This window comes from Allosphingosinicella sp., assembly GCF_036570505.1.
In the GTDB taxonomy this organism is placed as follows: domain Bacteria; phylum Pseudomonadota; class Alphaproteobacteria; order Sphingomonadales; family Sphingomonadaceae; genus Allosphingosinicella.
Map to the genome: position 1 here is coordinate 28,961 of NZ_DATCYB010000078.1, position 13,982 is coordinate 42,942.

Sequence of the window (13,982 nt, forward strand, 5' to 3'; positions counted from 1 at the left end):
ATCAGGCTTCGGCCTGCAACTTTTCCCGCCGCTTGAGCTCGGCCTCGGTCGGCTCGTCGAGCGCGAACGATCCGGTCGGGACCTCGCCCGCGCGGCGATAGGCCGCGATGATGACGCCGGTAGTCGCGACCTTGCTCTCGCTGAGCGTGAACGCGCCCGGCGCGGCGCCGGATTCGAACAACCGCTTGCCCTTGCCGAGCACCACCGGGAAGATCAGCAGGTTGAGCTGATCGACCAGATCGTGCGCGAACAAGGTCCGCAGGAGATCGCTGCTCCCCTGCGTCATCAGGTCCGGCCCGTCCTCCCGCTTCAGCCGCGCGACGTCCTTCGCGGCGTCGTGGATCGCCACTGAATTCGCCCAGGTGAGCGGCTCGGAGCCGCGTGTCGCGACATATTTCCTCGCCCCGTTCAGCTGGTCGGCGATCGGCTGCTCGTCCGAATAGGGCCAGTGGGCGGCGAAGATCTCATAGGTCTTGCGTCCGAGCAGCAGGTCGAACGGCCGGCCGTAAATCTCGCCAGCGGCCTCATCCATCACGTCGTCCCAATAGGTCGTCGTCCAGCCGCCGAGGTCGAAGCCGCCGGTGGGGTCCTCCTCCGGCCCGCCCGGCGCCTGCATGACGCCGTCGAGGCTGACGAACGCACCCGCGATCAAATTACGCATATCGAATTCCTTTCCGGATGGCGCGGGTCTTATTGCTGGCCTTCGAGCTGTTGGCGGATACGTGCCTCACGCTCGCGCGTCTCGTCGGTGGTGATCTCCTCGAAATCCTCCATGCCGTAGAGCGGGCGGATCTCGATCTCGCTGGGGCCGAACATCGGGTTCGGGCAGCGCTTCACCCATTCGATCGCTTCGTCGAGCGACTTCACCTGCCAGATCCAGTAGCCGGCGACGAGCTCCTTGGTCTCGGCGAACGGGCCGTCGACCACGGTGCGGTCCTTGCCGTTGAACTGGACGCGCGCGCCCTGGCTGCTCGGCTTCAGGCCGTCGCCGGCGAGCATGACGCCCGCCTTCACCAGCTCCTCATTGTAGCGCATCATCGCGGTCATCAGCTCCTCGCCCGGCATCCGGCCGGCTTCGCTGTCCTCGGTCGCCTTCACGAACACCATGACTTTCATCTCTCGTCTCCTTCCAAAGAGCGCCGGAATTGGGGCTCCTATAGCGACGTCGAACGAGGTTCGACGAAATCGACAGACGAGATGAAATTTTTTCGGGTCGGCGTCAGTCCAGATTAGGACGAAGCCAACGCTCCGCTTCCTCGAGACCGATCCCGCGGCGGTCGGCATAGTCCTCAAGCTGGTCGCGGCCGATGCGGGCGACTCCGAAATACTGGCTGTCGCGGTGACCGAAATAGAAGCCCGAGACGGCCGAGGTCGGCACCATGGCGAGGCCGCTGCTGAGCGTGATGCCGGCCGGGCCTTCGTCGCCATTGCCGCCAAGCATATCGAACAGGATCGGCTTCAGGCTGTGATCGGGGCAGGCTGGATAACCCGGCGCCGGACGGATGCCGGTATAGCGTTCCCGGATCAGATCCTCGTTGGAAAGCTTCTCGTCCGCGGCGTAGCCCCACAAGGTGATGCGGACATGCTGGTGGAGGCGCTCGGCGAAGGCTTCGGCGAGGCGGTCGGCGAGCGCCTTCAGGAGGATGTCGGAATAATCGTCCATATCCGCCTTGAAGCGTGCGAGGTGCGGATCGATACCGTGGATCGCGACCGCGAAGCCGCCGATCCAGTCCTCACCCTCCGGCGCAATGAAATCGGCGAGGCACATATTGGCCCGCCCCTCGCGCTTTTTGATCTGCTGGCGGAGGAAGGCGAGCTTCGTTTCCTCGTTGCGGGCGGTGACGAGCACATCGTCTTCCTCGCGGCGGCATCGCCACAGGCCGGCGACGCCCCGCGCCACCAGCCATTTCTCGGCGATGAGCTTGTCGAGCATCGCCTGGGCGTCCTTGAACAGGCCACGCGCGCTTTCGCCCACGACCTTGTCGTCGAGGATCGTGGGATAGGTGCCGGCCAACTCCCAGGCGCGGAAGAAGGGGGTCCAGTCGATCGTCTCGCGCAGATCGTCGAGAGACCAGTCGTCGAAGCGGTGGATGCCCGGCTGCTTCGGCGCCGGGGCGACACCCTCAGGGTCGAACGGGAAGGCATTGGCGCGGGCTTCCTGGAGGCTGGAAAGCTCATTCTGCCCCTTGCTGGCGCGGGCAATGCGGACCGCCTCATAATCCTCGGCGGTGCGGGCGACCAGGCCGTCGCGCTGGTTGTCGGAGACGAGCGCGGAGGCGACGCCGACGGCCCGGCTGGCGTCGAGGACGTGGATCACCGGCCCTTCATAAGCCGGGGCGATGCGAATCGCGGTGTGGACCTTGCTGGTCGTGGCGCCGCCAATGAGGAGCGGCAGGCTCATCCCGGTGCGCTGCATTTCCGAGGCGACCGTCACCATCTCGTCGAGCGAAGGGGTGATGAGGCCGGAGAGGCCGATCATGTCGGCCTGGTTGTCGTTGGCCGTGTCGAGGATCGTTTGCCACGGCACCATCACGCCGAGGTCGATCACCTCGAAGCCGTTGCACTGCAGGACCACGCCGACGATGTTCTTGCCGATATCGTGGACGTCGCCCTTAACGGTGGCCATCACGATCCGGCCCTTGCCCTTGGCCTTCTCGTCCTTCTCGGCCTCGATATAGGGGAAGAGGTGGGCGACCGCCTTCTTCATCACGCGGGCGGATTTCACCACCTGCGGCAGGAACATCTTGCCGGAGCCGAACGGGTCGCCGACCACGTTCATGCCGTCCATCAGCGGCCCTTCGATGACGTCGATCGGGCGCTTGGCCCGGAGGCGGCATTCCTCGGTGTCTTCGACGACATGGGCGTCGATGCCTTTCACCAGCGCGTGCTCCAGCCGCTTCTCGACCGCCCAGCCGCGCCATTCCGCCGCCGCCTTCTCCTGCGCGGCGTCGGTGCCGCGATATTTCTCGGCGAGCGCGACCAGCCGCTCGGTCGCATCGTCCCGGCGGTCGAGGATGACGTCCTCGCATGCGTCACGCAGCTCCGGATCGATCGTGTCGTAGACGTCCAGTTGGCCGGCATTGACGATCGCCATGTCGAGCCCGGCGGGGATGGCGTGGAAGAGGAAGACCGAATGCATGGCGCGGCGCACCGGCTCGTTGCCGCGGAACGAGAAACTGAGGTTGGAGAGCCCGCCCGAAATATGGACGTGCGGACAGCGTGCGCGTATCTCCTGGATGGCCTCGATGAAATCGAGCGCATAACGGCGATGCTCATCGATGCCGGTGGCGACGGCGAAGATATTGGGATCGAAGATGATGTCCTCGGGCGGAAAGCCGTCGGCGACGAGCAGCTTGTAGGCTCGCTCGCAAATCTCGACCTTGCGTTCCTTCGTGTCGGCCTGGCCGACCTCGTCGAACGCCATCACGACGACGGCGGCGCCATAGTCGCGGCATTTTCGGGCGTGGTCGAGGAACTCCGATTCGCCTTCCTTCATGCTGATCGAATTGACGATCGGCTTGCCCGACACGCATTTGAGGCCCGCCTCGATCACGCTCCATTTCGAGCTGTCTATCATGAAGGGCACGCGGGCGATGTCGGGCTCGGCGGCGATCAGCTTCAGGAAGGTGACCATCGCCTCTTCCGAGTCGAGCAGGCCCTCGTCCATGTTGATGTCGATGATCTGGGCGCCGTTCTCGACCTGCTGGCGCGCGACCTCGACGGCTGCGGCATAATCGCCCGCCATGATCAGCTTCTTGAAGCGGGCCGAACCGGTAACGTTGGTGCGCTCGCCGATATTGACGAAGGAAGCGGTCTGCTGGGTCATTTTACTCTGGATGTGAAAGCGAGCGCGCGGCCCGGGTGAATCAGGCGGCGAGGGTCATGGTTTCGAGGCCGGCGAGGCGGGTGGTGACCGGCGCCGCGGGAAGCCTGCGCGGCGCGAGGCCCTCCACCGCCTTCGCGATTGCCGCGATATGGGCGGGCGTCGATCCGCAGCAACCGCCGAGAATGTTGACCAGCCCCTCTTTCGCCCATTCCTCGACGAGGCCGGCGGTCTGGTGCGGCAGCTCGTCATATTCGCCGAGGTCGTTGGGAAGGCCGGCATTGGGATAGGCCATGATCAAGGTGTCGGCGGAATGGGCCAGCGCCTGGATGTGCGGCCGGAGCTGCTGGGCGCCGAACGAGCAGTTGAGCCCGACCGTCACCGGCCGGGCGTGGCGCACGGCGTGCCAGAAGGCCTCGACCGTATGGCCGGAAAGGTTGCGGCCGGCGAGGTCGGTGATGGTCATGGAGATCATCAGCGGAATATCCCGGCCGTGCGCCTTGGCGGCGTCCACCGCAGCCATGATGCCCGCCTTGGCATTCAAGGTGTCGAAAATCGTCTCGATCAGGATGAAGTCGATGCCGCCCGCGATCAGCGCGTCGCATTGCTCGCGATAGACGCCCTTCAGACCATCGAAATCGATCTCGCGATAACCGGGATCGTTGACGTCTGGCGACAGCGACAGCGTCTTGTTGGTTGGGCCGATGGCGCCGGCGACGAAACGGGCCTTGCCGTCCTTCGCCTCGAAATCGTCCGCGGCTTTGCGCGCGATACGCGCCGAAGCGATGTTGATCTCGGCGACGAGGCTTTCGGCGCCATAATCGGCCTGGCTGATGGCGTTGGCGCTGAACGTGTTGGTGGCGATGATATCCGCTCCCGCCTCCAGATAGGCGCGCGTGATCTCCTCGACGACCGCCGGCCGGCCGAGCGCGAGAATGTCGTTATTGCCCTTCTGGTCGCGTTGAAGGCCGAGCGTGCCGGCATAGTCGGCAGCGCCCAACTTGCGGTTCTGGATCTCGGTGCCGAACGGGCCGTCCTTGATGAGGATCCGCTCCGCCGCAGCCCGAATCAGCCTCTCTCGCGCACTCATGCCGCCTGTTCCTGTATGTTGGTCTTCGGCCTCAGCCCCAGCAGATGACAAATCGCGTAGGAGAGCTCGGCCCGGTTCAAGGTGTAGAAGTGGAAATGACGGACGCCGCCGGCGTAAAGCTGACCGCAGAGCTCGGCGGCGACGGTGGCGGCGACGAGCTGGCGGGCGGCGGGGAGATTGTCCAGGCCCTCGAACAGCCGGTCCATCCAGTCGGGGATCGCCGCGCCGCACTGGCCGGCGAACTTGCGCGTCTGGGCGACGTTGGAGACGGGGAGGATACCGGGCACGATCTCGGCCTCAATGCCCATCGCCGCCGCCTGGTCGCGGAACCGGAAGAAACATTCGGGCGAGAAGAAGAACTGCGTGATCGCCCGGTCGGCGCCGGCGTCGATCTTGCGCCACAGATTGTCGAGATCGGCGGCCTTGTTGCGCGATTCGGGATGACATTCGGGATAGGCGGCGACCGAGATCTCGAAGGGCGCGATGGCTTTCAGACCGTTCACCAGCGCGACCGCGTTGGCGTAGCCCTCCGGATGCGGCCGGAATGACGCCCCCTGCTCCGGCGGATCGCCGCGCAGCGCCACGACATGGCGGATACCGGCCGCCCAATAGGAACGGGCGACGTCATCGATCTCCTCGCGAGTCGCCTCGACGCAGGTAAGATGCGCGGCGGCCTGAAGCGACGTCTCGCGAGCGATGCGTTCGACCGTGGCGTGGGTGCGCTCGCGGGTCGAGCCGCCGGCGCCATAGGTGACAGAGACGAAGCGCGGCGCGAGCGGCTCCAGCGTCTTCACCGACTCCCACAAGGTCTGCTCCATCTTCTCCGTCCTGGGCGGGAAGAATTCGAACGAGACTTCGATATCGCCCGCGACGTCGGCGAAGAGCGGCCTGCCGGCGCGATCGAGGGCGGGCGCGAGGCCGTTCACGCGACCACCTTCAGCCGGGCCTCGGCACGTTCGCCGGACCACAGGGTGACGGTGAGCTCGCCGCCCTCTAGATGCTCGACGACATGCGCGTCCAGGCCGGCCGCATCCATCCACTTGAGAACGGCCTCGTCGGCGAAGCCGAGCCGGGCATGGGCATCGCGGGTGCGCAGCTCCTCGCGCTCATGGGGCGCGAAATCGATAACGAGCAGCCTCCCGCCGGCGACGAGCAGCCGAGTCGCCTCGGCGATGGCGGCGGCGGGCTGTTGCGCATAATGCAGCACCTGATGGATGATGACGGTATCGGCGCTCCGCGACTGTAACGGCAGCGCATACATGTCGCCCTGGCGAAGCTCGGTGGCGGGAATGCCGGCCTCGGTCAGCTTGACCCGGGCCAGGCGCAGCATCTCGGGCGAGCGGTCGATGCCGAGCGCGCTGTTGGCGGCGGGGCCGAACAGCTCGATCATACGGCCGGTGCCGGTGCCGATGTCGACGAGCCGGCCGACCGGCCGGTCTCCGAGAGCGCGGGCGATCGCCGCCTCGACCTCGCTCTCGGCGATGTGGAGCGAGCGAAGCTCGTCCCATTCCGAGGCATGCTGGGCGAAATAGCGTTCGGCTGCGGCGGCGCGATCGGCCTTGACCGCGGCAAGCCGCGCCTTGTCGGCCACCGCCCAGGGATCCTCGCCGTCCAACTCCTCCCATTCGTCGAGCAGCGCGAACAGCGGCTCGATACGCTCCGGCCGGCCGAGGCTGAGGAAAACCCAGCTTCCTTCCTTGCGGCGCTCGGCGAGCCCGGCGTCGATCAATATCTTCACGTGACGGGAGACGCGCGGCTGGCTCTGCCCCAGCACCTGCGCCAACTCGCCCACCGACAATTCCATCGCGCGCAGGAGGCCCAGGATGCGGAGACGCGTGGGATCGGCGAGCGACCGGAAGAGTTCGGGGGCGTTGAACATCAGATAAGGATATAAAGATATCTTTATATTTGGGTCAAGACGCTAATGCCCGCCGCTGACGCCTTGTGGGGCTTTGCCTGCTGTGGCACGGACTTGCCCTCTGGCCCTCCGACGACAAGGTGCCGAATATGCGTTTGATTCTGGCTCTCCTATTGGCGGCGATGCTCGGAGGCTGCGCTACGACGGGCACGGGCGGCCCGATGGCCGAGAACGATCCCTACGAAGGCTTCAATCGGGGCATGTGGGAGTTCAACCAGGCGATAGATACGGTCGCGATCAAGCCGGCGACGGCGGTATACCGGACGGTGACGCCGGTGCCCGCGCGGCGCGGGATCAGGGGCATGCTCGCCAACCTGTCAGAACCCTTCTCCTTCATCAACAACCTCCTTCAGGGCAAGCCGAAGCGCGCGTTCAACGCGTTGGGCCGTTTCGTCATCAACTCGACGATCGGCGTCGGCGGCCTCGCCGACCATGCCACCGATCTCGGGCTGCCGCCCACCAGCGAAGATTTCGGACAGACGCTGGCGGTCGCCGGAGCCAGGAACAGCCCCTATCTGGTGCTGCCGCTGCTGGGCCCCTCGACGGTTCGGGATGCCGTCGGGACGGCCGTGGAGCTCGTTGGAGATCCCGCCCGAATCGTTCTCGGCGGCGAGTTGTCGACCAGCGAGGAATATGTCGTCACGGGCACGCGGGTGCTCGATGCCCGGTCGGGACTGATCGAGAGCGGAGCCGATTCGGTGCTCGAAACCAGCGCCGATCCCTACGCCACCGCCCGCTCCGCCTATTTCCAGCGCCGCCAGGCGGAAATTCGCGATGAGGAGACCGGTGCCGCGACGCTTTCGGTCGAAGAGGAGAATCGACTGCTCGACGAGGCACTTGAGGACAACGCGATCCCCGCCGACCCTCCTGCCGTCGAGCCGGAGCCGGAGCCGGACGCCACCGTGCCGGAGGAGGACACCCCTTCCGGGCCCGAAACGGCCTTACTGGACAGGCTTCCGTATAATGTGCTTAGGGAGGACGCGGTGAGCGGAGGAGAATAACAACTAAAACAGTAGACATACTGCTGTGCCTCCACTAATCCGTGCCACCGCTGGATTTGTATGGAGGATTGTCCTTCAGCGCCTCGCCCAGCGTAAACAGTTGCTCCAATAGGGAGGGAAAGTGCCCGTGAACAAAATTGCCTTGACCATTGCCGCCGTTGCGACGCTCGGCCTTGCTGCCTGCTCCGAGCCGGCCCAGGACGAAATCGCCAATGACACCAACGCCGCCGTGACCGATATGGAAGCGACGACCGACGAGGCCCTGACCGACGTCAACGCCGCCGCCACCGACGCGATGAACGCGGCCGACGCCGCGCTCGACAACGCCGGTGAGGCTGTCGAGAACGCCGGCGAAGCAGTCGAGAATGCCGCCGAGACCGTCGAAGAGAACGCCGCCGAATAAGCGGTTCCCTTCGGAACAAGATTTGGGGTCGCGCGCCGCAGGGCACGCGGCCCCTTTCTTTTGCACGCGGGCCGGCTAGTCTTTCGCCTCATCTTTGGAAAGGGACGACATGAAGATCGTGATCGGGCTCACCGCGCTGGCGTTGCTCGCCGCCTGCGGTCAGGAGGAAGGCGCCGGAGGCCTTACGACGGAGGAATCGCAGCAACTCAACGAGGCTGCCGCGATGCTCGACTCCGCGCCGGAGACCCTCGCGCCCGCCGATGAGACAGGTCTCGACAATGAAATGGAGCCCGCCGAGACGGGCGCCCTTCCGGTTACCGAAGAGGCCGCGACTAACGACCAGTAGCAGCCATGCAAGCGGACAAAGGAAAGGGCCGAGGAGTCGCCTCCCCGGCCCTTCTTCGTGCGGATGAGCGCCGGACTTAGAAATCCATGCCGCCCATGCCACCCATTCCGCCACCGCCCATCGGCATGGCCGGCTTGTCCTCGGGCAGCTCGCTCACCGCCGCTTCGGTGGTGATGAGCAGGCCCGCGACGCTGGCGGCGTCCTGGAGCGCGGCGCGGACGACCTTGGTCGGGTCGATGACGCCGGCCTGGACGAGGTTCTCGTAAACCTCGGTCTGGGCGTTGAAGCCCAGCGTCTCGTCATTGCCGTCGATCAGCTTGCCGGCGACGACCGCGCCGTCCCAGCCCGCATTCTCGGCGATCTGGCGAAGCGGCGACTGGAGCGCGCGGCGGACGATATCGATGCCGCGGGTCTGGTCGTCGTTGACGCCCTTCATGCCTTCCAGGGCCTTGGTGGCGTAGAGAAGGGCAACGCCGCCGCCGGGGACGATGCCTTCCTCGACCGCCGCGCGGGTGGCGTGGAGGGCGTCGTCGACGCGGTCCTTGCGCTCCTTCACCTCGATCTCGGAAGCGCCGCCGACCTTGATCACGGCTACGCCGCCGGCGAGCTTGGCGAGACGCTCCTGGAGCTTCTCGCGGTCATAGTCGCTGGTGGTGTTCTCGATCTGCTGGCGGATCGCCTCGACGCGGCCCTTGATGGCATCGGCGTCGCCGGCACCGTCGACGATGGTCGTGTTGTCCTTGTCGATGGTGATGCGCTTGGCCTCGCCCAACATGCCAACCGTGACGGTCTCGAGCTTAATGCCGAGATCCTCGGAGATCATCTCGCCCTTGGTCAGGATCGCGATGTCCTCGAGCATCGCCTTGCGGCGATCGCCGAAGCCCGGCGCCTTGACGGCCGCGACCTTGAGGCCGCCGCGCAGCTTGTTGACGACGAGCGTGGCCAGAGCCTCGCCCTCGATGTCCTCGGCGATGATGAGGAGCGGACGGCCGCTCTGCACCACGGCTTCGAGGATCGGCAGCATCGCCTGAAGGTTCGACAGCTTCTTCTCGTGGATCAGGATGTAGGGATCCTGAAGCTCAACCTGCATCTTCTCCGGGTTGGTGATGAAGTAGGGCGAAAGATAACCGCGATCGAACTGCATGCCTTCGACGACGTCGAGCTCGAACTCGAGGCCCTTGGCCTCCTCGACCGTGATCACGCCTTCCTTGCCGACCTTGTCCATCGCCTCGGCGATCTTCTCGCCGACGACGGTGTCGCCGTTGGCCGAGATGATGCCGACCTGGGCGATCTCGTTGGAACCGGAGACGGCCTTGGAGCGGCCCTTGAGGTTCTCGACGACCTTGGTGACGGCGAGATCGATGCCGCGCTTCAGGTCCATCGGGTTCATGCCGGCCGCGACCGACTTCATGCCCTCACGAACGATCGACTGGGCGAGCACGGTGGCGGTGGTAGTGCCGTCGCCGGCGAGGTCGTTGGTCTTGGACGCGACCTCGCGGATCATCTGCGCGCCCATATTCTCGAACTTGTCCTTAAGCTCGATCTCCTTGGCGACGGTGACGCCGTCCTTGGTGATGCGGGGGGCGCCATAGCTCTTGTCGAGGACGACGTTGCGGCCCTTGGGGCCGAGAGTGACCTTCACCGCGTCGGCGAGGATGTCGACGCCCTTGAGGATGCGCTCGCGGGCGTCACGCGAAAAGCGTACGTCTTTCGCTGCCATGTTGCTTAGTTCCTTTTATTGTGCCCCGGCGAAAGCCGAGGTCCAGCCAAACAAGAAAAATCTGGGCCCCGGCTTTCGCCGGGAAACAGGCGATGAATCAGCCGACGATCCCCAGGATGTCGGATTCCTTCATGATGAGCAGGTCTTCGCCATTGACGCGGACCTCGGTGCCCGACCACTTGCCGAACAGGATGCGGTCGCCGGCCTTGACGTCGAGCGGCGTCACCTTGCCGTCTTCCGACTTGATGCCGGTGCCCGCGGCGATCACTTCGCCCTCCTGCGGCTTTTCCTTGGCGGTATCGGGGATGATGATGCCGCCGGCCGTCTTTTCCTCGGCCTCTACGCGGCGCACAAGCACCCGATCATGGAGCGGACGAAAGTTCATGCGTCACCTTTCTCTAAAATGGCGTCGGCCGCCCATGGCGGTAGAACCGATCGCTGCTGGTTGAGCCTGTGTTAGCACTCACGCGATGCGAGTGCCAATGGCGCGGATGTAGGCGCCTGGCACCAGGGGTCAAGCCTCCCCGACAAGTTTTTGTGGTGGCTTTCAACCGGCACTCGCCGGAGCGATGCATTTACAGGCTCCCGTGAGTGGACTAGCGGCTTGGGCACGCTAAGCGACGGGAGTAGGCATGCGTTTTCTGGGCAAGGTCTGGCGGCTGTTGGTCGGGGTCAAGGACGGGCTGGTGCTCATCCTGATGCTGCTCTTCTTCGGCCTTCTCTATGCCATCCTCTCGGCCACGCCCTATGCCGGAGCCGCGGATGAAGGCGCGCTGGTGCTGGATATCGGCGGCTCGATCGTCGAGCAGCCCGCCGACGCCGACCCACTGGAGCTCATATCCGGTGCGTCCGTGATCCGCGAATATCGGCTGCGCGACGTCGTCCACGCGCTGGAGACGGCGGCCAAGGACAATCGGGTGAAGGCGGTGGCGCTCGACCTCGACGTCTTCGTCGGCGGCGGCCAGGCGGCCCTGTCCCGCGTCGGCGAGGCGATCGACATGGTGCGGCGCGCGAACAAGCCGGTGATCGCCTATGCGACCGGCTATAGCGACGATGCCTATCAGCTCGCCGCCCATGCTTCCGAAATCTGGCTCAATCCGATGGGCGGCGTGCTGATCACCGGCCCGGGCGGATCGATTCTCTACTACAAGGGCCTGCTCGACAAGCTCGGCGTCACCGCCAACGTCTACAAGGCGGGAAACTACAAGGCTGCGGTCGAGCCCTATATCCGCAGCGACATGTCGCCCGAAGCCCGCGAGGCCAATGAGGCGCTCGCCGCCGCCCTCTGGGAGAACTGGCTGGACGATGTACGTCGGGCCCGACCCCAGGCGAAGATCGCCGACTATGTGAGCGCCCCGGTCGACCGGATCGCGGCTGCCAATGGCGACACCGCCCGGGCCGCGCTCGCCGCCGGGCTGATCGACAAGATCGGCGACCGCACCGCCTTCGAGAAGAGGCTGGTGGAGCTCGTCGGCGCCGACGAGGAGGACCTTCCCGGCAGCTACAAGGCGATCCCCTATGACGCCTGGGTCAGCGCCAAACCGGCCGGCGACCCTTCCGGAAAGATCGGCGTCGTCACCGTCGCCGGCAACATCGTCGACGGCCCGGCGGCGCTCGGCACCGCCGGCGCGGAGACGGTCGTCGAGAATATCCATGAGGGCCTCAGCGAAAAGGACCTGAAGGCGCTGGTGGTGCGGGTCGATTCGCCGGGCGGCTCGACCCTGGCGTCGGAGCGCATTCGCCAGGCGGTGCTCGATGCAAAGTCGCGTGGCCTTCCGGTCGTGATCTCGATGGGGTCGGTGGCGGCGAGCGGCGGCTATTGGGTGGCGACGGCGGGCGACCATATCTTCGCCGAGCCGGAGACGATCACCGGCTCGATCGGCGTCTTCGGCATCTTGCCGAGCTTCGAAGGGACGCTCGAAAAGCTGGGCCTGGGGGTCGATGGCGTCGCGACGACGCCGCTTACCGGCGAGCCCGACCTGCTGCGTGGTCCCTCGGACAATGTCGACCGGCTGATCCAGCTCAGCGTTGAGAGCATCTATCGCCGTTTCGTCGGCCTCGTCGCCGAGGCCCGCGACATGCCGGTGGAGCGCGTCGGCGAAATCGCCGAGGGACGGGTCTGGGACGGCGGCACCGCCCGGCAGCTCGGCCTGATCGACGGCTTCGGCTCGCTGGACGACGCCATCGCCGAAGCGGCGCGGCGCGCCAAGCTCGACCCGGAGACGGCCGAAGCGGTGTGGCTTGAGAAGCAGCCGACCTTCCTGGAGCGATTGTTCAGCAGCGCCACCGGCTCCGGAGAGGTCGCCGTCGCCCCGCGCGACCTGTTCAGCCGGTTCGCCGCGAAGCCCGAATGGATGCTGGCCCGCGCCGTTCATGACGCGCGGCAGATCCTCACCGGCTCCGCCATCCAGGCGCGCTGCCTCGAATGCCCGTCAACGGCGATGCCGCTTGCGCCCCGCGAGAAGGCGACGCTCGGCGCCTGGCTCACGGGTCTCGTCGCGGGGTGATGCTTCGGCCCGCCACGCCGGAAGACGCAGCGGCGATAGCGGACATCTACGCGCCTTATGTGACGGCGAGCGCGATTTCGTTTGAAACGAATCCTCCGGATGCCAGCGCCATGCGGTCGAGGATAGAGGCGTGCGGAGACCTCTATCCCTGGCTAGTGGCGACCGACGAAAGCAGGGCGGTTCTCGGCTATGCCTCCGCCAGCGCCTACCGTCCGCGCCCGGCATACCGCTTCACGGTGGAGACCAGCGTCTATGTCGACCGCCAGGCGCGGCGGCAGGGCATCGGCCGGACGCTCTACTTCGCCTTGCTTGAGACGCTCGAAGCGCAGGGCTTCACTCAGTCCATCGCGGCGATCACGCTCCCCAATGAGTCCAGCGTCCGGCTGCACGAGGCGATCGGCTTCGAGCAGGCCGGCGTCTATCGGGACGTCGGCTACAAGCTGGGCCAGTGGCTGAGCGTTGGCCTCTGGCAGCGGCCGCTGGCACCGATGCGGGAGCCGCCGGAAGAACCCAAACCTTTCGCGTCGGTGTGGGATCGCTAGCGCTGGTAGGCCGGAAGCGACCAGCCTTTCCGGATCGCGGCGCCACGCAGCGCGAAGCCGGCGAGCGCGGCGATGGCGCCGGCGATCGGGCCGGGCAGGCCGATCAGGAGCAGCCCCACCATCAGCGCGGCCGATAGGGCGGCGGCGGTGACATAGAGCTCGGGTCGCATCAGGATCGACGGCTCGCCGCTCAGCACGTCGCGGATGATGCCGCCGAGGCAGGCGGTAAGCACGCCCATGCCGAGCGCCGGCAACGGCGCCACGCCATAGGCCAGCCCCTTGGCCGCGCCGAACGTCGCGTAGGCGGCGAGGCCGAAGGCATCGAGCCACAGCATCGCGCTGCCCCGCCACACGCGATCGGGCAGGAACCAGACGATGAGGCCGGCGGCGAGGCAGATGAAGAGGATGACATTGGTCTCGATCCAGAAGACCGGCGCGCCGATGAGGAGATCGCGCACCGTACCGCCGCCAACGCCGGTGATGACCGCGAAGAAGATGAAGGTGACGAGCGTCTGCCGCTTCGCCGCCGCGACGAGCGCGCCGGACAAGGCGAAAAACGCGATGCCGGCGAGATCGAGATATTCGAGCCACGGTCCGACCGCGGCGACGGTTTCGTTCATTTCCCCTTACGC

The 13,982-nt window shown here is 66.0% G+C and carries 13 protein-coding genes and 1 pseudogene; 5 read left to right on the forward strand and 9 right to left on the reverse strand.

What is annotated here, in order from left to right; genetic code table 11:
• Position 1: 1 nt before the first annotated feature.
• From VIR62_RS09570 to VIR62_RS09595, 6 genes and pseudogenes are all read right to left on the reverse strand, one after another.
• Positions 2-661 carry a dihydrofolate reductase family protein gene (locus tag VIR62_RS09570; protein ID WP_431870742.1) on the reverse strand — a complete coding sequence of 220 codons (660 nt, stop codon included), beginning with the start codon at positions 659-661 and terminating at the stop codon, positions 2-4.
• Positions 662-765: 104 nt separating this feature from the next.
• Positions 766-1,116 (reverse strand): annotated as a pseudogene (locus VIR62_RS09575) (YciI family protein); the annotation flags it as partial.
• Between the two features lie 103 nt (positions 1,117-1,219).
• Entirely contained in the window at positions 1,220-3,826 is a 2,607-nt protein-coding gene (gene metH / locus VIR62_RS09580; protein WP_431870744.1) for a methionine synthase, read from the reverse strand.
• 40 nt (positions 3,827-3,866) lie between these two features.
• Positions 3,867-4,913, reverse strand: a complete 1,047-nt coding sequence (locus tag VIR62_RS09585) for a homocysteine S-methyltransferase family protein (protein ID WP_431870746.1) — start codon at positions 4,911-4,913, stop codon at positions 3,867-3,869.
• Entirely contained in the window at positions 4,910-5,839 is a 930-nt protein-coding gene (gene metF, locus VIR62_RS09590) for a methylenetetrahydrofolate reductase (RefSeq protein WP_431870748.1), read from the reverse strand. Before metF ends, VIR62_RS09585 begins: the two co-directional genes overlap by 4 nt.
• Positions 5,836-6,792, reverse strand: a complete 957-nt coding sequence (locus VIR62_RS09595) for an ArsR/SmtB family transcription factor (protein WP_431870750.1) — start codon at positions 6,790-6,792, stop codon at positions 5,836-5,838. The genes metF and VIR62_RS09595 overlap by 4 nt, the downstream gene beginning before the upstream one ends.
• Positions 6,793-6,920: 128 nt before the next feature.
• On the opposite strand from VIR62_RS09595, the gene VIR62_RS09600 reads away from it, so the two are divergent.
• From VIR62_RS09600 to VIR62_RS09610, 3 genes are all read left to right on the forward strand, one after another.
• Positions 6,921-7,832 (forward strand): MlaA family lipoprotein, encoded by a 912-nt coding sequence (locus VIR62_RS09600; RefSeq protein WP_431870752.1) that lies wholly within the window; start codon positions 6,921-6,923, stop codon positions 7,830-7,832.
• A 127-nt stretch (positions 7,833-7,959) separates the two neighbouring features.
• On the forward strand, positions 7,960-8,235 hold the full coding sequence (locus VIR62_RS09605; protein WP_431870754.1) for a hypothetical protein: 276 nt from the start codon (positions 7,960-7,962) through the stop codon (positions 8,233-8,235).
• Positions 8,236-8,344: 109 nt separating this feature from the next.
• On the forward strand, positions 8,345-8,581 hold the full coding sequence (locus VIR62_RS09610; protein ID WP_431870756.1) for a hypothetical protein: 237 nt from the start codon (positions 8,345-8,347) through the stop codon (positions 8,579-8,581).
• Between the two features lie 76 nt (positions 8,582-8,657).
• Here the strand turns inward: VIR62_RS09610 and groL are convergent, their stop codons facing one another.
• Both groL and groES read right to left on the reverse strand, forming a co-directional pair.
• A complete protein-coding gene (groL, locus tag VIR62_RS09615) occupies positions 8,658-10,301 on the reverse strand; it encodes a chaperonin GroEL (RefSeq protein ID WP_431870758.1) in 1,644 nt (547 codons plus the stop codon).
• 97 nt (positions 10,302-10,398) lie between these two features.
• Complete coding sequence (groES, locus tag VIR62_RS09620; RefSeq protein WP_431870760.1) at positions 10,399-10,686, reverse strand: co-chaperone GroES; 288 nt, start codon at positions 10,684-10,686, stop codon at positions 10,399-10,401.
• Between the two features lie 247 nt (positions 10,687-10,933).
• Here groES and sppA point away from each other — a divergent pair, with 247 nt between their 5' ends.
• Positions 10,934-12,808: a signal peptide peptidase SppA gene (gene sppA, locus VIR62_RS09625; RefSeq protein ID WP_431870762.1), complete on the forward strand. Its 1,875-nt coding sequence runs from the start codon at positions 10,934-10,936 to the stop codon at positions 12,806-12,808.
• A complete protein-coding gene (locus VIR62_RS09630) occupies positions 12,808-13,350 on the forward strand; it encodes an N-acetyltransferase family protein (protein ID WP_431870764.1) in 543 nt (180 codons plus the stop codon). The genes sppA and VIR62_RS09630 overlap by 1 nt, the downstream gene beginning before the upstream one ends.
• Here the strand turns inward: VIR62_RS09630 and VIR62_RS09635 are convergent.
• A complete protein-coding gene (locus VIR62_RS09635) occupies positions 13,347-13,970 on the reverse strand; it encodes a trimeric intracellular cation channel family protein (RefSeq protein ID WP_431870766.1) in 624 nt (207 codons plus the stop codon). The genes VIR62_RS09630 and VIR62_RS09635 overlap by 4 nt on opposite strands.
• Between the last annotated feature and the right edge of the window lie 12 nt (positions 13,971-13,982).